A 20568-nucleotide genomic window follows, 5' to 3' on the forward strand; every position below is an offset into this window, starting at 1 on the left:
TTTATTTAATTCCTTTTTCATTCAATAATAAAATAAATGCTTTTTTAAAGTTAGCCCTATCCTGGTTTGAAAAGGCGCTTGGACCCTTCGTACGTTGACCTGATTTCCTTGCCATTGCACTTAAATATCTTGAATCCAACATACTATCGATATTGGTATCTGTATATTCAAATCCTTTATGATGCATCACAATCACACCTTTTGGTAATAAAAGAGAAGCTAGTCCGTAATCTTGTGTAATCACAACATCTGATTTTTCAGCTAACTTTACAATTCTATAATCTGCCGCATCTGGACCTTGATCAACATAGCTAACCGAAACATTTTCAGGATACTTTTTAGTTGAGAAATGTGGCGTACTTGTAATTAGCAACACACTGATATTCCGTAGTTCGGCTTCAGCTATAACTTCATTTTTCACAGGAGACGCATCCCCATCAATAATAATTTTCAAATTAACCACTCTCATTCCTAGTAAAAAAACTTCCAAGGAATAACCTCTTGAAAGTTTTATTTAGCTTCTGGTTTTAATAATGCATTAATTGCTGGAATTTGACCTAAGCTATCTATCGCATTACTTGGCATAACAACTGTATTTGCGTCACTCTTGGCCAATTCTTTAAAAGCCTCAATATTTTGGCTAACAAAATAACCATTACCAACTTTATTTAATGATAAATTAACTGCATCTATTCGGTATGCTTCAGCATCGGCCGTCTTTTTAACTGCTTCAGCCTTTGCTTGGGCTGAATTAACCCATGCATCATTATCAGCTTTATTTTTTAGTGCAACTGATTTACTGTAACCTTCTGCTTCAGCAACAGTAGCATCACGATTTCTAGCGGCTTTCAATAACTTATTCATTGAATCTTGAATTTCAACTGAAGGTTTTACTGTATCAATATTAATTCGATCAACATTTAATCCATAACCAGCTGTCACATTAGAAATTTCGCCAAACAAACCGCGATTAATTTCTTGCGTTCCATTCAAAACTTCATCTAACATTTTATTACCAATGATGCCACGCAAAGAGGCACGTGTATCTTGAATCATACTACGAACAGAGTCTTCATTTTTAAACACAAAATCTTGGATGTCAGTAACGTGATACTTCAATGAAATTTTAACTTCAATTTCAGCATTATCTTTTGTAATCACAACTTGTTTATCAAGATCTAAAGGTTGTTGTGCCGTACTAACACGAATTACTGAAGAAATAAATGGTTTAATAAAATGTAAGCCTGGAGCTAATGTTGTTTCATATTTTCCTAAAGTTATAACAACACCTTGATGCGGTTGTCTAATAATTCGGATAGTTGCTGGTAAAATCATGACCAATAATATAACAATAATAATAACGACTAAAAGTCCCAACATAATAATTTAACCACCTTTATATTTTTTTAACGTCTAACCCTTCAACATGTGTTTTAATGATTCGAACAACATCTCCACTTACTAATGTTTCATCACTAAAATAATGATAGTAGATACCAAAAAACTCGACCGTGCCATGAATATTTTTACTGTCAATTGTAAATTCCCGGTTAAGCAACCGCTCGTCAATAATTGATTTTCTATCCATATGAAAGCACCTCCATTTGTCATCTTTAAACGTATCTCATTTACGTCATAAAATCAATCAATTTCATTATCAAAAGTAAAATCATTTCGATCTAAAATAGTCACTTTTTCAATATGCTTTTCAATCTGTTTACTTTCAGGCGGTAATTGTAAATAATCACCATATAAACGGCTTAAAATTGCATCATATGCCCTTAAAATAGTTACCGTAAGGTTCTCAAAAGGAACTTGAATCACGGCTGCTAATTCCTTTTCTGATAGTAATTCTTTTTCATATGAGTATTGTGAAGCTAAATTTTTATATTCTGAAATGGTGTCATCTTGATTATAGGTTCTTACTAGTTCGTCTCTTTTTTCTTTATACTCTTTGGTTTTACGACTTTGATCAGGTTGTAATTTTCTAATCTTTGCGTTAATTTCAGTATCCATTAAACGATAATTGCTCAATAAAAGAATTTTCGCGTTAAGATATCGATATTTTGATTGTTGAATAGATCGTTCGACATCACCTGTTGGGACTTTATCAAAAGGAAAAATATCTACAAAAACACCTTTTCTAGCGTCATTAATATTTCTTTTCTCTTCAACATGAATAGATTCATCAAGTAGTTTTGCATATCCAAATGCATAGTTTGGATCACTTTGATCAGTTTGTAGAAAATAATAAGGCTGGCTAATCTCTTGGGGAGCGATTTGTAAGAATCGATCGTAGTCATCCCTTACCATTCCAATATCGACATCATCATCCCATGGAATAAACCCTTGATGTCTGACCGCACCTAATAAACTGCCACCAATCATAAAATACTTTATATTATTTTTTTGACAAATTTCAACGACTTCCCGGATTAAATCTAATTCTACCTTGTGTAATTCTTCAATTTTCATTTTTACCACCTTAAATCGTCTTATTCTTTCTTCAATTGTACCAAATTTAACTCTGAATACGAAAATTATTTAATTTTTATTAAGCTAATCCTTTTTCATTACTTTATTTCTTTGGCTCATGATATGCTTTAATTATTAAATAAAAGGGGTGCCTAAATGCAAGAAACCATAATTGACTTAATCGGCCAACATGGCTATCTAGGTGTTGCGTTACTGATCACCATTGAAAACATTTTCCCACCAATTCCTTCTGAAATCATTTTAACATTTGCAGGTTTTATGACGCTCTCAAGTTCTCTTACACCAATTGGTTTAATTATTTCTGCCACTATTGGGGCGACTATCGGGGCTTTAATCTTATATTCGATCGGTCGCTTTTTAAGTACAGAACGTTTAAATCAATTTTTCGCCAGTAAGTATGGTTCTTGGCTTGGTCTAAAACCTATCCATATTGAAAAAGCGACTGAATTTTTTGTAAAATATGAAAATCGTGCTATTTTCATAGGCCGTTTTGTTCCCATTGTTCGAAGTTTAATTTCTATTCCCGCTGGAATTACGAAATGTAAATTACGTTTTTTTATTCCATTAACCTTTTTTGGAACATTAATTTGGAATACTGTCCTCATTTATCTTGGGGCATTTGCTGGGAATGCTTGGGCGGAAGTTGCAGCAACAGTTGATATTTTTGCTACAGTAGTTGGTATCATCTTATTAATCGTTTCGTTCTTCGGAATCTACAAACTAATTAATTTAAATAGGAACAAAAAAAACGATTAAATTCAATTATGAATTTAATCGTTTTTTACTACTTTTATTTCTCAAAAAGTAGGATTAATCTTCCGCAACATCGATAGCTTCTAATAGAATATTCAGTTCAGAACATTCTCTTTCAAGCGATTTTTCCTCTTGGAAAAAGCTATCTCGAATTGATGATTGTTGTCTGTTTCCAATGTTACTTCTAAGATCAGCAAGTTTTTGCATCGCTGCTTGATACTCACTCATAATATCAAGTTTACACCTACTCATTAAGTTACGCCTCCGAATGATGACAACAACTTGTTGTCAGTAATAATAATTTATAATGTCTAATTTAACACTTTTTTAATAACTTGTTAACCCTTTAAATATTACCGTTATGTTACAAAATAAAAAAGACATCACAATGTGATATCCCTCTTATTTTAAGCTACTATTTTAAATGGTTATTTTTACATTAATGATTGAACATCGCGTGCAATAACTAATTCTTCATCAGTAGGTATCGCAAAAATCTTAACGGCAGACTCTGGCGTGCTAAGCATAACCTGTTCACCCATTTTTTCGTTATTTTCAGCATCAAAGCCAACACCTAAATATGCTAAATGTTCAATAACGCGACGACGTACAATCCGATCATTCTCACCAAGACCAGCAGTGAAAATAATACCATCAACCCCTTGCATTTCTGCAATGTATTGACCAATATATTTAATAATATTTTGAACATAGATTTTAACAGCTAAATCAGCACGAGGATTTTTTCCTAATTGAGCTTTAACATCACGCATATCAGGAGAAATCCCTGAAATACCAACTAGCCCAGATTCACGATTCAAAATATTAATCATTTCATCTATATCAGTAATTTTTAATTGTCTCATCATGTAAGCAACTAACGATACATCTACATCACCTGAACGTGTTGCCATGGTAATTCCAGCAAGTGGTGTAAAGCCCATTGATGTATCAATTGATTTACCACCAACTGTAGCTGTAATTGATGCTCCTGCACCTAAATGTAATGTAATTAATTTTAACTCTTTAGGGTCTTTATCAATTAGTTTTTCGGCTTCTGAGACGACATAACGAACGCTTGTCCCATGAGCACCATAACGTCTTGCGGCATATTTTTCATACCATTCATAAGGTACACTGTACATGTAACTTTCTTCTGGCATCGTCTGATGGAAGGCTGTATCAAATACAGCGACACTTACTGCATCTGGTAAGATTTCTTCAAATGCCTGGATACCTAAAAGATTAGCTGGATTATGTAATGGTGCTAATTCAGATAATTCATTAATTTTTGCAATTGTATCGGCATTTACTAATGTTGATTTTTTGAAATATTCACCACCAGCAACAACGCGATGTCCAACACCGGAAATTTCATTAAAATCAGCAATAATATCCAATTGAAGCAATAATTTAAGTAATAACTGTACACCTACTGAATGATTGTCGATATCTAATACATCTTCATATTTTTTTCCGTTACCATATTTAATCGTTAAAATTGAGTCTTTAAGTCCAATTCTTTCAATCAATCCTTTAGCAATAACAGTTTCCTCTGGCATGCTAAATAATTGGAATTTTAAACTTGAACTACCTGCGTTAATTGCAATAATTTTTGTCATATTCTTCCTCCAATAATGATTTCATTTGGTATTAATTTAATCCTTAAAAAACAATTATTTTTTTAAGTAGTATATTAAACTAATATACTACTTATAGAAAACGCATACAACACTTTCAAGCAAAAAATGGTACACAGAATTTTATTTTCTGTCTACCATTATTTTTTGCCCGAATTCTTTCATTAAACTAAGCAGTAGAACTGCCTTATCTTCACCTAAAACATTTACCCAAGTATCAAACCGTTTCTTAATTGACTCAGTCACAACTCGTTCTACTTTTGCACCCTGATCAGACAAGCGTAGGTTTATTCTTCTTCTATCAACTGTGTCTTGTTCTTGATAGATGTATCTTAATTGTTTTAGTACGTTTAATTGGCGTGCAATTGCACTCCTTGAAACATTTCTTTTTTTAGCGATATCAACCATGCTTATATCTTCAGTGCTATGGATATCTTTTAAAATCAAGAATTGTTCAAAAGATAAATTAAACTCACTAGTAGGTTGTGAAATGAATCCTTCCACATTCTTAAAAGTTCCTAAATACATACTAATATAGTCATCCATTAACTTAGTTGTTGTCATTGCTAATTCTCCTCTGCATGTTCTACCTACAGTTAAATTTAGCATAAAACGCGGTTAATTACTATATCTAATCAACTGTATCTCTATTTTTCTTTTTCAGTTGATACCGTTAATTGTTTACGATTTACAAACGTCCAAACCACACCCAGTACTACGGCTGTAACAAGTAATGCAAGCACTGAACCAATCATACCAGAACCTTGGCTATTAATTGCATATGTGAAGCCATTTAATACATGTGTAACAGGTAAGAACTCTGCAAATACTTGATAAGCATTTGATAACATCGTATTTGGAATAACTTGTCCTGTAATCACTAATTGTACGAGTAGTAATGCTAAAGATAAGAGAATACCCATTGTTCCAAGGAGTTCGTCAATTACCACACATAAAAGAGTAAAGATTATTCCCGATAAGAACGTAAAGATTACGAAACTAATTGGATGTTCAATTGTTACACTAAAGAATAATGTTAATAAGAGAACTCCTGCTGTTTGAATAACAGAAATAAATAACATTAGGAAAAGGTTCTGTAACCAGTTTTGTGATAATTCATTCTTCTTACGGTATCTGAATAAAATTAATTGAGTTACAATTGCACCGACAAATAATGATAAAACAATCACTAATGGGGCAAATGTATTTTTCAAAGTTTTAGCGAGATTGTCACTTTCAGTTTCTGTTTTAACAGGTTCAACGAATTGAGCCACATTTTTTGGAGATGAATTGATATTACCAACCTGTGATGCTCCTGCTGCTAATTTAGTATTTAATAATGTTACACCATCATTAGCTGTATCCAATCCTGATGTTACTTGTTTAGACCCATCAGCTAATTTTTGTGAGCCATCAACTAATTGAGGACTAGCAGCTGCCAATTGTGTATCACCATCTGTTAATTGTGTACTTGCCGCTTTTAATTTCGAACTTCCATCTGTCAATTGTGTACTAGCAGTTGTCAATTGTGTACCACCACTAACAAGCTTATCAGATCCTGCTTTCAATTGTGTACCACCTGAAACTAACGTTTGTGTTCCTGCCTCAAGTTGTCCACCTGCTGTAACAAGTTTTTGCGATCCTGCTCTTAAAGCAGTAACACCTGTTATTAAAGTTGGTACATTACTATTTAATTGATTAATACCATCAGTTACTTGTCCTGTTCCTGCTGTATATCCTAAGATACCAGCTGACAATTTGTTAATACTACCTGTCATGATTGAATTCTTAATTGTTGCATTAATTGTTTTTTCACTTGTAACATCAACACCAGCACCATTAACACTAGCATTTAATTTACCAGCAACTTGTGCATTAGCATTTGATGCTATCACTAATGAATCAATTTGATCACTCAAGTCTTTTGTATCACCTAAAAGACCAATCATTGAATCGCTCGTCAAGGTATCAGTATTACTCAATAATGCAGTTGCTTGTGTCGAAATTTTAGCAAATTTTTCCAACATGGCTTTAAGATCTACATCACCCATTGTTGATTTAAATTCAGCCATTAAGCCACCTACATCACTCATCACTGCCTCTAACATCGCTTTTGTATCTGTTAAATTTTTACTTACCCCAGTTATATTTGTACCAACAGTTGTTATTGCTGTATCTGTTTTTGTGATTTGTTGTAAAACAGTGTCTTTTTCTTTTTGGCTCATTGTTGTTGAGTCATTAATCATCGTACGAACCTTCTTGTTAGAAGTCGATGCCTGACCTTTAGCTAATGTCAAACTAAACATCTTTTGTGTTGTATCTGAATTAATTGCATTCATTTGAGTTTGAACAGTTGTTAATTTATCCCCTGCCGCCATCAATTTTGTTACTAATCCAGGTAATGCTTGTAATGTTTCAATTGATCCTGAAATTTCTTCAAGTTCAGCTTTTAATTCTTTTGATCCTTGCTTTGTATCTTTAATTTGTTGAATTATTTCAGGAATATGATTAATAATTTCGCTACGAGATTTTAATCTTGTTTGAATTTGAGTTACACCAGTTTTAATACCAGTTGAATATGCTGTTAAACCTGCTACCGCCATCGGTAACGATTGGCTACCTGACATACTTGCAGCTAATGTTTTCGCACCATTATTTAAATCATTCGAGTTCGAATTTAATGTAGTTGCACCAGTTGCTAACGTGCCTACACCAGCTGCTAATGTAGATCCGCCAGTTTGCAACGTAGAAAGTCCCGCATCTAATGTTTTATTCCCATCAACATATTGAGTCACACCATTTGATAAGGTTGGTGCACTAGCAACAAGTGTATTAATTCCTGAGGCTAATTGATTATTACCATTCACCAGTGTACCTACACCAGTTGTATAGGTATTTACACCATCAGCTAAAGTATCAACCCCAGTTGTATAAGTATTTAATCCTGTTTTTAATGTCTGATTACCTTTATCAAAGGTCACCATACTTGTTGCCAATGTATTTAAATTTCTAGTAACTTCTTTACTACCATTTTTTAATTTAACGGTTCCTTTATTTAACGTTTTTACACCAGTTGAGGCTTCTTTAACACCTGAACCTAATTGTTTAACGGAACCAAGTAATGCAGAATCATACGCTTTTTGGATATTAGTTAAAACTTGTGATTTCAATTGTTCTGCAACCTGTTTTGTAATCAATTGCGAAACATAGTTATTTGTATCTGATTGTTTTGTTTTTAACAAACTCACTTTTGGCGTTTCATCAAGTGCAGTTGTTGCGTTTTTTGAAAAATTACTTGGCAATGTAACTGACATTGTATAATCGCCTGAATCTAAATGTTTTTTCGCAGTTTCTGCGCTAACAAACTCCCATTTGGCTTGTTTATTGGTTTTAAGAATTTTAGTAACTTCCTTACCAACGTCAATTGATTTTCCATTAAATGATGCTTCTTCATCGTTATTTATAATAGCTACTTTTAAATTTCCTGTGTCCATTTGTTGCTTACTTGAAACTAACTTATAGGTTCCATATGCAATTAAACTTGGAATTAAACATGCAATTGCGATATACGCAACTGACCTCTTATTCTTTGACATAAATTCTTTGAACAAAATTATCCACCCTCTCTTTTTAGTTAATGGCATTAACGATTATTCGTTCCGTTAACCTCATTAACGATATTATGACTATATGTGTTTTTGATTCTTTTGTCAAATAATTTTCTAAAAAAATATCCCCACTGTCATCTAATCAACAGTGGAGATATCATTAAAATTCAATTTTTGATTAAATAGTAATACATGAATTGACCAGGAGCAATTAGGATTAACCCTGCAAATTGCATGACATAAATTAATAAGCGCGTTAAATTTTCAGTTGATACTTTACGTGTATTCATTTCTTGTCTAGAGTGTGGTTCCTCTACCTCGTCAATTTTAACTTTTTGCACTAATTTTTTATTTAATCCATTTAACTCGAGATTATATGGATAAAAAGTTAAAAAATTCAAAATTAAATAATAATTAATTAATAACCGCCAATTAGATGGACCTATCAAATTTCCAATTGCTAAAAGAATAATTAAAGACGCTAATCCCTTTAACAAGGAAATTGAATAATATTTAAATCGTTTCACAATAACCCTCCAGGAATTTCGCTTAATTTTAGAATATCATAGTTACTTAAAAACATTGATGCTCAGTAAGAATCTTTACTATTTATTAACCATTAATTTAAAAAATCTGTTTTACCATGCTAAACTACTTTTTATAAAGTTAGTCATCTGGATGGCACCACTACACATACGAAATTCTCTCTAAGATCAGCTAACATGTCACAACATTTATTCATTTAAAAAAAATAAGCCTTTCCCAAATATTAAGTTCCTCAAAAATTAGGTTACTTATACCTAACTTTTGTGAATTCTTTAATTTAAGATATAGACTTTTAATGCAACATTAATTATCTAATAATAACAGCTTATTGACTCTTATTCTTGAACGATTCACAGCAATCATTGTTACAACATAAAGTGTTACAAAATAACTCGTTTCTATTGTTGTTCCAATAAAAGCGCAAACGAGAGCTAAAAAGAACATTCCATTGCCAAGGACTTGCCATTTTCGTTTCTCAATTGCGTAGTCTGCTAATATTTTAGTCTCTTCAGGACCTAGTGAGTCCACAGTTCTAACATTAGCTTGACGCACTTTAGTTAATTGTAGAGACAACTTAACATTATAAATAATCAAAATTGCCATAACTAAATATAAACCTATTTCCACCAGTACCCCTTCTCTCTTTTAATCTAATATGACTATTTTTTAATTCATTTTTACTTTATACTGAGTTAGTCCTATAAATAATAAAAGAGTTGCTAAATTACGCAACCCTCTTTATTATTTAACAACTAAGACATCACAAGGTGCTAAACGAGTAACGTAATTTGTAACTGCACCCATTAACATTCTTTCCACTGCCTTCAAGCCAGATTGACCCATGATAATTAAATCTGAATGATGATCTTCAATAAAATCTTTGGCAATTACTGTTTTAGGACTACCAAAACGAATATGAATATCAACATCTGTAAACCCATTTTTTACAATATCTTCTTTTAATTCATTCATATATGCTTCTGTATCTTCAAAAGTCTGATAGACGATTGAACCGCCCCCATCCATCATTCCTGAAAAACTTACAGAAAATTGACGCGTATCAATTACGTTTAAAATATCTAAATGTGCATGGTTTGCTTTAGCACTTTCTACTGCACGCTTTAATGCTTTTTCAGCTGAATCTGATCCATCAACTGGGACTAAAATATTTTTATATTCTTGTTCCATATTTGCCACCCCATATCTTTTATTTGTAGTTACAGTATATCATTAAAATTGTATTAGATGTTAGCGTTTTACCTACAAAATTTGAAATAAAGAAGGTTTTCAGTATGTTATTAAAAAGGATTTCTATTTTTAGTGCCCCCTACGTGGTTCGAGAGTTAACCGAAAAAGATCTAACTCAAATGTTAGAATTAGAAAAAAGTCAATCTACTTACCTAAAACTCCAAGGTAAACAAGATTTAGCCATTGAAGAAATAAAATCTGATTTAACTTCGATCCCGTTGTCAGTTAAAAGTGATCAAAAATGGACACTGGGCTTCTTCAAAGCAGATAAATTAGTAGCTATGATTGATTTTTTAACAGATTATCCTGAAGTTCAATCCGTTTGGATTGGTCTATTATTAGTTTCGAAAAACGAAGAACAACAAGGTATCGCGACACATTTATTAAAAGCCCTGCTTAAATCTTTTAAATCTGAACAGTTTACCAATGTACAAACGCTGAAATACGAACAAGAAGAAGTAAATCAAAAATTATTGGAAAAATTTAATTTCACTGATAAACAATCGCTAATCTTAAAAAGCCCTGATGGAGTCGACATCCCTGCAATACTTTCAAAATTAGATTTATAAAGCAAAATTATTATCTAATTCTCTTAATAACATTTTTATCTTTTTTCATTTCCTATGATTTTAGTCATCTAGGTGTTATGATTAATATAGTAAGAAACTGGAGGAAGAAAACATATGAGCAAAAATTTATTAGCAGATCTTGAGAAAAACTTCATCACAAGCGATGAAACTTCTAAAACATTTAAGGTTCCAAGCAAAAAGGAAGATCTAACAATAAAGATTGACAATGATATTTTTGAAAAAGTTTCTAAAGATGACGAAAAATTAGAACGTTTAATCAAAAATTTACTTAAATTCAGTTCAAAGAGTAAGGCTAAAGAATTAATTTCAATTAATAAACGTAACTACCGTATCTTCATGTAACCTACAAAACTAGCCTAGTTGAGACTAACTCTTGAGGCTAGTTTTTTTAATCCTTGTCAATCTAGCATTTTTATCTTAAACTATTACTCAAGGAGTGATTTATATGTTCTTAACAACCGGAGATGTTAACCGTTCTTATGCTATTAAAGGCATCGTTAATGCGACAGCCAAGATTGTACTAGAAGCCGATGAAATTGATCGTGTAGATGATTTTGATACCTTATATGATCGTGTCCAAGCAGAACTAGCAGAACGCGCAATTAATAAAGGTGGCGACGGGATTATTAACGTTCATTTCGAACCACAAACTGTTCGTGTAACGATTGCCCCAAGATTCTTAGTTTTACATGGCTACGGTACTGTTATTGAGTTTTCAAAGTAATTTATTTTGCGCTTGTGGCGGAACTGGCAGACGCGCAGCGTTCAGATCGCTGTTTGGGTTTCCAAGTGCAGGTTCGATTCCTGTCAGGCGCATTGTTATCATTGATATACCATCGTTTAACCAACTTTTATGTGGTTTTTGTGTGGTTAACATCTAATTTACCGTATATATTGATCCAATTCGTATTTATTTACGAGTTGGATTTTTTAATTAATAAAATGAATATGTTTCATATACTATTTAAAAAGGAGAAAAAATACTATGACTTATTTACAATCTTTCGTTGCGACTTTACCAGCCATTTTTGCTGCCTCCGCCGCAATATTTAGTGCTATTTCTTTCTCACAACAGCAATAAAATAAGTAAGCGTCAAGAACAATATGAAAGGCAAAAAAATATTATTCAAATATCATCGCGTATTACGGCATCTGCTAGTTCTTACTCTACTGAAACAGGGATACCTCAGGTAACCATTACAAACTATTCAAATTATGTTATTCATGATGTTATCATCATTCCTACTATGAATGAAAGTTCTGTCGTGTTACCTGATTTTAAGCAGTTTTTTAAAAACCACAATGATTTTGGTACCCCTAGGATTCTCGCCTTAGCAAGTGAACCAATAACGATGAGCTATCCGTTACCTGATATGGGCATGTCTAGGCACTGTGTATATTGTATCGTCTATACAGACCCGTTCGGTAATTATATATATACAGACAGGAAAGACCTACCTCATACAGACCCTGATATTTATACCAAGCTAATAAAATATGGTAGATCAATACCTGATTTAATACACTCTGTTTAACAAAAAAGCAAACTCCTTAATTATTAAAGAGTTTGCTTTTTAAATTATCTAATCAAATAAAAAATTGTAGAAATGTTCTTCTACAATTTTTTCTCACGTTAATTTATTTTTTTAATCTTTTATATATAAATAAATAGCCTAGTTCATAGATGATAAAAGCACTCACAATATAAATCTCATTCAAGCCAGTACTTTTTCTATAAGGTATGGCTACAACCATTACTATTAATATTATTACGTACGTAACAAGAATAAAATAATCTAAATGATGTCGTTCTAACCATTGGCGTGAAGGAAAGAAAACTGTTATTAATATCGCGATAATTGCCCAAAAAATAGGTTGTATTTGCATTAGTTCATCTCCTTACAGGTAAATAAAAACAATCGTATGTGCTGTCCAATAAGCAACTGTATCATTAAAATGTAAATGTTTAACTAATGCTTTTCTCATTCCAGTTTCTATCTTTCCTTCAAAAATATATTAAATAACGTTGATACACATTCATATCTACGCTTTATTTATGTAGTTGTTTAATGTCTAAGTTTTAAGACTAACTTATCGTAGTAATTATACTACATACTCAGTATAGACACTAAACTATTCAGTTTGTTGTCTACCTACTTTAGATAAAAAACAAGGGGATCAGAAATATATCTGAATACCTTGTTTTTTATCATACATTTATTCTTTATCTTTTAATTTTTTTTCTAAATTCAAAACTTTAACAATTGTTATGTTTAGTAATTCTTCCCTAATTTTAGTTATTTCATACGATAATTCAAGCAATTTATTTTTAATATTTAAAAAATATACAAATTGTACGATAAAGATTAAAAATAATACAAATAAAATAATAAATAAATTAGGCTCGCTCATTATTTATCTCCTCTAAATTCTTTTAATCTATCTTTTTCTTTCTCAATCTTTTTATTACCATTATTTATTGACTTTTTTATCCTTACTATAGAAAGAGTAAGATATAAATTCATCATAAACACAAATAATAACACCGTTAGCATTGCTGGAATTGCCATCTATATTATCTCCTATATTCTTTATTCTTGTGGCAATGTATCAACCAAAAGTCCAAAAGCAGCAACTGCTGGAGCTGCTACTAATAATTCTGGTATAGAAGCAACAAACGCTACAGCCATGATAACCGCTGACCAATAACAATCCATGCTCCGACAATTTCCAATCCACTAACTATATCATAAACATAATTATACGAAACTTCGGGATATATGGGACTAACCACTGGTTGCTTATAATAAATTTCAATCGTATCTGATATTTTATTACTTTCATCACCCTCTGTATATGATTCATTATACGTTATCTTCATACCAATTTGCCAAGGTTCTTCTGCCCTTGTTGCAACTCCCATTATTAACATCCCGTTTTGGAGATTACCCGCAATACGATTAACTATTCCCATGGTATCTAAATAATTAATAACACCATATTTAATCTTCATTATATCAGCTATATCATTTTGAAAAGAACTCTCCATTTACCATTGTGAATGGTAAATGGAGAAGATGAATTTCCTGTCTCTACACTCCAACTATCTTTAACTGTAAGCCATGCATCTATCCCTGGAAGAACCGTAGGACCATATGTTTTTCCCATTTCAAATGTTATATCTTTAAAAGAATTTAACATTTGCACTGATTTAATAAATCGATGTGTCACCTTATTTACAGATATATCCTCCGATACATCAAAATTCTTACAGCCTAAATCCTTACCTGATGAAGAGACTTGATCAATATCAACTCCACCATGCGTATATTCAGTAAATTGATCAAAGTCCCAACCCTCAGGCATTGGGAACCCTAAGTTTCCACTCCATCCCGTTGACATATTTGAAACATAGAAATTATTTATTTTGTTTCTTTTAGCGTGTAAACATATGTTTCTCGTTCCATAAATACCATCGCTAGGTAGAATACCAAAATAAGCTGTATAATTTTTATTTAAATTTCGTTGCATTGAACGAATATTTTAATCGCCACCCTCGAGTATCTCTTTTTGATTTGTTTTCATCCTCTATTTATTAATTTTCTTTATAATCAACTCTTTGAAATTAGCAGAACTGATATTAACATATAGGTAACATAAGGTTCTTTTTTTCAAATTAAAATCAATCTTTATGATAAACATTTGTAAATATTGAAATAATTATTAGTAGTATTCCAAATATAATCGTTATAAGTATAGCTTGCAAAAAATCAGAACTAATTCCTAGTGACGAGAACAAAATAGAGTTATTTCCTATCCTGATATTTTTAATACTTTCATAGCGTGCAATAGCTGCGATTTGATAACCAGGCCACAATTTTAAAGTATGCTGCATAAAAGCTGGAAGATCCCCATAAACAATATAAGTTCCTGAAAGAAAACCGGACATAGTACCAACAATTGCTGACAATGATGAAAAACTAGACGTAGTATTTAAAAAATCTGTCACCAATGAAAACAGTAAACTTGAAAATACAATTAGTAAAACATTAAATAGAAATACTACAAAAAATGTTACATTATAAGCATTATAATGATAAGTTAGAGATAGATACGCATAACATATTAATGAGAAAATAAATGTCGACACAATACCTTCCATGACTGACGTCAAAGTATACAATTGATTAATTGTACTACTTTTTATTTGACTGTTAACAATAAAATCATCTAATCTCTTATTCTTTTTATCTTCCAGTTTTTGACCAAATGCGATTAGTGTACTAGTCATTGAGACAATAGAAATCAACCCAGAAATCATCCATGTATCAATAAACTGTTCACTATGATTAATTCCAGCCAAAGAATCGACTAAATTAGAGCGAAGAAAAAATATATAAATTACAAGACTTATAACCATACCTAAAAATGAAAAAAAGATACCAACTTTATCTTTTATGAAAATTAGAATGTTTCTTTGAATAAACTGTTTATTCATCCTTAAATTCCTTCCTCCATATTTTTAAATAAGTCAGTATAGGTTGCCTTTCTTATTTCAAAGTTTTCATTTATCAAATGATTATCTTCAATAAATCTCACTGCTTCTGCAGACGTATTAAAATACCTATCATCTTCAGTTTTATTCAAAATTAATTTAACTTTTGAAATTTTATTCATAAATGTAACCATTTCTCCAAAATATTTAACAGTTCCATTTGATACGAAAATAATTTTATTGGCATTTTCTAATTCGCTTAATAGATGAGTAGTAAATAACACACCACAATTATTCTCTTTTAAATACTCATCAAGATCATTCCAAATTAATTGACGTATATCAACATCAATTCCAGCTGACATTTCATCTAATAGTAAGCAATTCGGCTCTACAGCAATCGCTCTTAAATAATTAACAATACGTTTCTGCCCACCAGATAAGCTAGAATACTTTAAGGACTCATTGATGTTCAAGTTTTTCATTTTTTCCTGAATACTTTTTATTTTTTCTTTATTTTTAATTCTGAAACGTAAGTTTTGAATAACGGTCAAATCATCATCAAGAACATTGTTTTGAAAAACAGTCGCTAATTTAACATTAGTTTTAATTATTTTCCCCGTTGATGGCATTAATAACTCCATCATAATATTCAGAATGGTTGTTTTTCCTGATCCATTTAAACCAACGAGAGCAATTTTATCTCCTTGATTGAGATAAAAAGAAACGTCTTTTAGAATACTTCCTCTTGATACATTATCTACTACTAACTTCATTTGACCACCTCATAAAAGTGACTATTTTTCATTCTATCCACGAACAAATTGAATATAATCTGATACATAGTAAACTAAAAACAAACTTTGAACCAGAATTATTATAACACCATGTTAATCGCTTACATAATATTTTGAAGTTTTAATTCAAATATTGTGACGAAGACTGAAAATACGCTTCTACTGATACCATACTGTTTACTAACTTACGTCTTCAATTTAGTTCCCATTAACTATGTTTAAACGGTTTAAATTTTGTATTAAAGTGGAAATTTAATCATAAAAATACCCCTAACGTTTTTCAACATTAGGGGTATAGGTTACATTATTTTTTACAAATGATTACATATTAACGATACTTTAAAGATGATAAATCTTTTAAAAAAAGCCATCCTAAATGTATATTAGTATCATACAAGTATATAAAATTAATTATTTACTTGATCAATTCGTATATTCCTTCAGCATATATGGCAGCAGCTTTCAGCACGTCATCTAAAGGAATAAATTCATTGGCCTGATGCATTGTATCAGGTACACCTGGGAACATTGCACCAAAAGCAACACCACGTTTTAGGAGACGACCATACGTCCCACCACCAACGACTAAACCTTCAGCTTTTTCGCCAGTTTGTTTCGTATAAACACCTAATAATGTTTTAACCAAAGGATCTTCTGGTGAAACGTAATGAGGTCCTTGTAACCTACCTGCTTCAATTACAACATTCATTTCATTTGTTACATTTTCAAGACCACGTTTAATATCTACTTCCGTCATACCTTTAGGGAAGCGGAAATTCAAGGCAATTTGTCCACCTTTATCAGCTTTAAATGTGAAAATTCCAGAATTCATCGTTAAATCGCCCATGATATCATCAGTGAAGGCAATACTAAAGTTGTTCATACGTGAATCTCTGTGTAAGTAATCAGCAGCCAAACGAAGATAGTTAGCAGCATCCCCACCAAAATTAAATTGGTTCAAGAATAATGCCAAGAAAGTTCCGGCATTTTCTCCATTTTTAGGTTCTTGTGCATGGGCTGCTTTTCCTACCATCGAGATAGTCACAATATCATTATTGCGTTCCATTTTACCTGTAACAATATTAGCAGCAATAAAATCGTTAAATACTTCTTCCATCTCAGCGCCGTCTTCTGTTTTAATAACAGCTTTAGCATCGCGAGGAACCATATTTTCACGGAGGCCAGCATCAAATTCAAGCAATTGATCCTTATCTCCATTTGATCCTTTAAAGTTTAAGAAGTAAGTAATATTTCCCTTTTCACCATTAATGATTGGGAAAAATGCATCTGGTGAAAATCCAAAATCAGGTTCAGGCATATTTTCAAGGTAATGAGTCATTCCTCTCCAACCACTTTCTTCATCCGTTCCAATAATAAATCGAACTTTTTTAGAAACTGGTAATCCTAATTCTTGAATGATTTTTAAACCATAATATGCAGCCATTCCTGGTCCTTTATCATCTGAGGCACCGCGAGCATAAATTCGACCATCTTTCACGACTGGTGTGAATGGATCAGTATCCCAACCGTTACCAGCAGGCATAACGTCAACGTGAGCTAAAATACCTAACGTTTCATCCCCCTCACCAAATTCGATATGTCCGGCTAAACCATCAAGGTTTAATGTTTCAAAACCATCACGCGTTCCAATTTCTAAGAATTTATCTAACCCAGCTTTAGGTCCTGGACCTAAAGGTGCTTCAGTTGTTGCAATTGATTCATCACGAACACTTTCAATTTTTAACATTGCAAATAAATCTTCTAATAAGGCGTCTTGACGCTTTTCAACTTCTGCTTTCCAATCTATACTCATTTGAATTCCTCCTAAAATATTAGTAAGCCCATTTTATCACAAAATTTTAATAATCGGTATTTAAAAGCGTATTCAGTTAGATATATTGATAGACCTTACTACTCAATAAAGGAACATCAAAAACAAATAAAATAATAAAAAATTGCTGGCTAGTTACGCCAACAATTTTCTATTTGATTGATTCAATTTCTTCATCTGTTAAAGCACGATAGCGGCCTAACGATAGCGTTGGTTCTAACTCTAAAGTAGCCATTTTTTTACGTTCAAGTCTGATAACTTTCATACCGATAGCTCCAAACATTCGTTTGATTTGATGATACTTACCTTCAGTAATCGTAATTAAAACTTCTGAGATATTTGAATCACTATTATAAGATTCAACAATTAATTTTGCAGGTTTAGTTTGCATCCCATCTTTTAATAGCAATCCGGTTTCAAATTTAATCACATCGTCAGTAGTCACTTGCCCATCAACTTTAGCAAAGTACACTTTATCGATATGATGTTTTGGTGACAACATCTGATGACCTAATTGTCCATCATTTGTAATAAGCAATAGTCCAGTTGTATCCTTATCCAACCGTCCAACTGGAAATAAATCATCCCGATAATCGACGCTATTGAACAAATCCATCACTGTCTTTTGTTTCCTATCTTTAGTTGCCGTTAACACACCTGCTGGTTTATTTAAAAGATAATAATAATATTTTTGATAGTGAATTACATCACCATCTACCTGAATAACCGATTTTGATGGACTAACCTGAAGTTTAATGCTAGTGATTAACTCGCCATCAACAATCACTTTCTTCTGTTTAATAATTTTTCGAACATCACTTCTTGTACCAAATTGCGTTTCCGTCAAAAATTTATCAATTCTCATTTTAAATTAAACCTCACTTAATTCTCAATCTACGGCGTAATCCAGCAACCCGTTCGCCCAATATTTTGTCGGCTAATCTTGTTTTTAAACTGAAGTAAATATATATGTAGCCACCTAATCCAGCGGCAGCAATAATTGTGATAATTGCACTAATTCGGCTGTCTATTGGTAAAAATAGATAAGCAATTTTTACTACTATAAATGCGGTAAAAAATGTTATTAGTGCATAAAGCATCATTTTATTTAATCTTGTTTGTATTAATTTTACATTTAAATGGAACATTTTGTGTAATGAGCGAATCATTAGCCATGAACTTACGCCCATCCCGATCCCTGTAGCTGCTAATGGCCCAAAGGCACCTAACCAAGCTACTAATGGATATTGAACAATTAATTTAACTACCACTCCAACGACAAAATATATAATTGCTTTTTTATTTTGATAAACACCTTGTAAAATAGCAGAAACAACTGTGAATAATCCTAAGAAGATTGATTCATACGCTGAAAATTGTAAAACATAGATTCCAACTGGATCATACCCATAGAAAACAACATATAGTGGGTGAGCAACAGCTGCCATCCCTAAGGCACAAGGTAACATTACGAAAAAGAACAATTGTAAGGTGTCAGAAGTTTGTTCACTCAAAGCCTTTTTATCATTTCTTGTATATGCCTCAGATAATAACGGAATAGCTGTAATAGACATGGCAGACGCAATAGAAATAATAATCATAACTAATTTATTAGCATTAAAACTAAATAATGCCCACAGTTCATTTTGAATCGTTCGTGAGTAGTTTGTAACATGGCTCATAATACCAAAGAAGGTATACTGATCAATCAATCCAAAAATCGTAATGGCAGCGCCAATAATAATAAAAGGAATAGATTCCCTGATAACTTCTTTAATAATTTGTTTGGTAGAAATTGTTAACTTATTATCACTATTGGCAACTAATCGATCCAATTCTGGTTTTCGACGATAAAAATACCATACTAAAACTAGCATTCCGCCTAAGGCCCCAATAAAAGCCGCAAAAGTTGACTGCGTTACACCTGTAATATAACTACCATGACTAATTTTCATGATGATAAAAGTTGCGGCAAGCATATAAATAACTCGAGCAATTTGTTCAAAGAACTGTGAAATTGCTGACGGAGCCATTTCCTGATAGCCTTGAAAAAAGCCTCGTATTAAACTCATCATAGGAATAATCAATAATGCCCAAGATAAGGATCTAAAGACTGGAATCACATTCTTATCACCACTTGTAATGTATGGTGCGATAATCCATAATATTACTGCACAGACTACACCCATAATCGCCATTAAAGCCATCCCATATTTAAATAGGCGTCTTCCAATACCATATTCATTTTGTGCATTGTAATGCGCAACCTGCTTAGCTACGGCTGAAGGAACACCAGCAACAGCAATCATTAAGAAGAAACTGTAAACGTTATAACCCATACTATAAAGTGCATTAGCTTGTAATCTATCTGGTCCCAACCACATATTCCATGGAATAATATAAATTGCCCCTAAAACTCTTGAAAAAATACTACCAGCAGTCATCCAAGCTGATCCTTGCAACATCTTTTGTTTAGCGTCATTTTGTTCAGAAGCTGCTTGGCCCTCTACTTCGATATCTTCATCCATTACTTTTGTACCCTACTTTCTGATCATACTTAATCT

25 protein-coding genes and 1 tRNA gene are annotated in these 20568 nt (G+C 32.2%); 5 read left to right on the forward strand and 21 right to left on the reverse strand.

Going from position 1 to position 20568, the window contains the following annotated elements:
* Window position 1: 1 nt before the first annotated feature.
* Genes AC1RO3_RS03480 through AC1RO3_RS03495 form a run of 4 tightly spaced genes read right to left on the reverse strand, consistent with a single transcriptional unit; the run spans window position 2 to window position 2475 of the window.
* A complete protein-coding gene (locus AC1RO3_RS03480; protein WP_409022804.1) occupies window positions 2-454 on the reverse strand; it encodes a YaiI/YqxD family protein in 453 nt (150 codons plus the stop codon).
* 56 nt (window positions 455-510) lie between these two features.
* A complete protein-coding gene (locus tag AC1RO3_RS03485) occupies window positions 511-1380 on the reverse strand; it encodes an SPFH domain-containing protein (RefSeq protein ID WP_481761173.1) in 870 nt (289 codons plus the stop codon).
* Window positions 1381-1396: 16 nt separating this feature from the next.
* Window positions 1397-1588, reverse strand: coding sequence for a hypothetical protein (locus AC1RO3_RS03490; protein WP_481761172.1), 192 nt, complete (start codon window positions 1586-1588; stop codon window positions 1397-1399).
* 53 nt (window positions 1589-1641) lie between these two features.
* Window positions 1642-2475 (reverse strand): LicD family protein, encoded by an 834-nt coding sequence (locus AC1RO3_RS03495; protein WP_481761171.1) that lies wholly within the window; start codon window positions 2473-2475, stop codon window positions 1642-1644.
* A gap of 156 nt (window positions 2476-2631) precedes the next feature.
* Here AC1RO3_RS03495 and AC1RO3_RS03500 point away from each other — a divergent pair, with 156 nt between their 5' ends.
* Window positions 2632-3252 carry a DedA family protein gene (locus AC1RO3_RS03500; protein ID WP_481761170.1) on the forward strand — a complete coding sequence of 207 codons (621 nt, stop codon included), beginning with the start codon at window positions 2632-2634 and terminating at the stop codon, window positions 3250-3252.
* Window positions 3253-3306: 54 nt separating this feature from the next.
* Here the strand turns inward: AC1RO3_RS03500 and AC1RO3_RS03505 are convergent, their stop codons facing one another.
* The 7 genes from AC1RO3_RS03505 to AC1RO3_RS03535 form a co-directional block, all read right to left on the reverse strand.
* On the reverse strand, window positions 3307-3501 hold the full coding sequence (locus AC1RO3_RS03505) for a hypothetical protein (RefSeq protein WP_057973343.1): 195 nt from the start codon (window positions 3499-3501) through the stop codon (window positions 3307-3309).
* Between the two features lie 182 nt (window positions 3502-3683).
* A complete protein-coding gene (locus AC1RO3_RS03510; RefSeq protein WP_481761169.1) occupies window positions 3684-4871 on the reverse strand; it encodes an acetate/propionate family kinase in 1188 nt (395 codons plus the stop codon).
* A gap of 141 nt (window positions 4872-5012) precedes the next feature.
* Window positions 5013-5453 (reverse strand): MarR family transcriptional regulator, encoded by a 441-nt coding sequence (locus tag AC1RO3_RS03515; RefSeq protein WP_409022730.1) that lies wholly within the window; start codon window positions 5451-5453, stop codon window positions 5013-5015.
* 83 nt (window positions 5454-5536) lie between these two features.
* Window positions 5537-8500, reverse strand: coding sequence for a YhgE/Pip family protein (locus tag AC1RO3_RS03520; RefSeq protein ID WP_481761168.1), 2964 nt, complete (start codon window positions 8498-8500; stop codon window positions 5537-5539).
* Between the two features lie 164 nt (window positions 8501-8664).
* Window positions 8665-9024, reverse strand: coding sequence for a hypothetical protein (locus tag AC1RO3_RS03525; protein WP_481761167.1), 360 nt, complete (start codon window positions 9022-9024; stop codon window positions 8665-8667).
* Between the two features lie 322 nt (window positions 9025-9346).
* On the reverse strand, window positions 9347-9670 hold the full coding sequence (locus AC1RO3_RS03530; RefSeq protein WP_481761166.1) for a hypothetical protein: 324 nt from the start codon (window positions 9668-9670) through the stop codon (window positions 9347-9349).
* A gap of 114 nt (window positions 9671-9784) precedes the next feature.
* Window positions 9785-10231 (reverse strand): universal stress protein, encoded by a 447-nt coding sequence (locus AC1RO3_RS03535; protein WP_481761165.1) that lies wholly within the window; start codon window positions 10229-10231, stop codon window positions 9785-9787.
* Between the two features lie 104 nt (window positions 10232-10335).
* Here AC1RO3_RS03535 and AC1RO3_RS03540 point away from each other — a divergent pair, with 104 nt between their 5' ends.
* The 4 genes from AC1RO3_RS03540 to AC1RO3_RS03555 all read left to right on the forward strand — a co-directional run bounded on the left by AC1RO3_RS03540 (window position 10336) and on the right by AC1RO3_RS03555 (window position 11697).
* Window positions 10336-10860, forward strand: a complete 525-nt coding sequence (locus AC1RO3_RS03540; RefSeq protein WP_481761164.1) for a GNAT family N-acetyltransferase — start codon at window positions 10336-10338, stop codon at window positions 10858-10860.
* A 114-nt stretch (window positions 10861-10974) separates the two neighbouring features.
* Window positions 10975-11223, forward strand: a complete 249-nt coding sequence (locus AC1RO3_RS03545) for a hypothetical protein (RefSeq protein ID WP_057973335.1) — start codon at window positions 10975-10977, stop codon at window positions 11221-11223.
* A gap of 103 nt (window positions 11224-11326) precedes the next feature.
* Window positions 11327-11605: a hypothetical protein gene (locus tag AC1RO3_RS03550; RefSeq protein ID WP_409022736.1), complete on the forward strand. Its 279-nt coding sequence runs from the start codon at window positions 11327-11329 to the stop codon at window positions 11603-11605.
* 8 nt (window positions 11606-11613) lie between these two features.
* Window positions 11614-11697 (forward strand) — tRNA-Leu (locus tag AC1RO3_RS03555).
* A gap of 822 nt (window positions 11698-12519) precedes the next feature.
* Here AC1RO3_RS03555 and AC1RO3_RS03560 read toward each other — a convergent pair.
* The 10 genes from AC1RO3_RS03560 to AC1RO3_RS03605 form a co-directional block, all read right to left on the reverse strand.
* Complete coding sequence (locus AC1RO3_RS03560) at window positions 12520-12768, reverse strand: hypothetical protein (protein ID WP_481761163.1); 249 nt, start codon at window positions 12766-12768, stop codon at window positions 12520-12522.
* Between the two features lie 330 nt (window positions 12769-13098).
* Window positions 13099-13293 (reverse strand): hypothetical protein, encoded by a 195-nt coding sequence (locus tag AC1RO3_RS03565; RefSeq protein WP_481761162.1) that lies wholly within the window; start codon window positions 13291-13293, stop codon window positions 13099-13101.
* Window positions 13293-13451: a hypothetical protein gene (locus tag AC1RO3_RS03570; RefSeq protein ID WP_481761161.1), complete on the reverse strand. Its 159-nt coding sequence runs from the start codon at window positions 13449-13451 to the stop codon at window positions 13293-13295. Before AC1RO3_RS03570 ends, AC1RO3_RS03565 begins: the two co-directional genes overlap by 1 nt.
* Window positions 13452-13561: 110 nt before the next feature.
* A complete protein-coding gene (locus AC1RO3_RS03575; protein ID WP_481762171.1) occupies window positions 13562-13894 on the reverse strand; it encodes a hypothetical protein in 333 nt (110 codons plus the stop codon).
* A gap of 8 nt (window positions 13895-13902) precedes the next feature.
* Window positions 13903-14412: a hypothetical protein gene (locus tag AC1RO3_RS03580; RefSeq protein ID WP_481761159.1), complete on the reverse strand. Its 510-nt coding sequence runs from the start codon at window positions 14410-14412 to the stop codon at window positions 13903-13905.
* Between the two features lie 151 nt (window positions 14413-14563).
* Window positions 14564-15244, reverse strand: a complete 681-nt coding sequence (locus tag AC1RO3_RS03585; RefSeq protein WP_481761158.1) for a hypothetical protein — start codon at window positions 15242-15244, stop codon at window positions 14564-14566.
* Window positions 15245-15381: 137 nt separating this feature from the next.
* Window positions 15382-16152 carry an ATP-binding cassette domain-containing protein gene (locus tag AC1RO3_RS03590; RefSeq protein WP_481761157.1) on the reverse strand — a complete coding sequence of 257 codons (771 nt, stop codon included), beginning with the start codon at window positions 16150-16152 and terminating at the stop codon, window positions 15382-15384.
* A gap of 436 nt (window positions 16153-16588) precedes the next feature.
* The gene (gene pepV / locus AC1RO3_RS03595; RefSeq protein ID WP_481761156.1) at window positions 16589-17986 is read right to left on the reverse strand and encodes a dipeptidase PepV; all 1398 of its coding nucleotides are present in this window, start codon (window positions 17984-17986) and stop codon (window positions 16589-16591) included.
* Window positions 17987-18155: 169 nt separating this feature from the next.
* The gene (locus tag AC1RO3_RS03600; RefSeq protein ID WP_481761155.1) at window positions 18156-18869 is read right to left on the reverse strand and encodes a pseudouridine synthase; all 714 of its coding nucleotides are present in this window, start codon (window positions 18867-18869) and stop codon (window positions 18156-18158) included.
* A gap of 13 nt (window positions 18870-18882) precedes the next feature.
* Window positions 18883-20532 (reverse strand): putative polysaccharide biosynthesis protein, encoded by a 1650-nt coding sequence (locus AC1RO3_RS03605; protein WP_481761154.1) that lies wholly within the window; start codon window positions 20530-20532, stop codon window positions 18883-18885.
* Window positions 20533-20568 lie beyond the last annotated feature (36 nt).

This window comes from Dellaglioa sp. CoH-57-MRSF-19, from assembly GCF_056781975.1.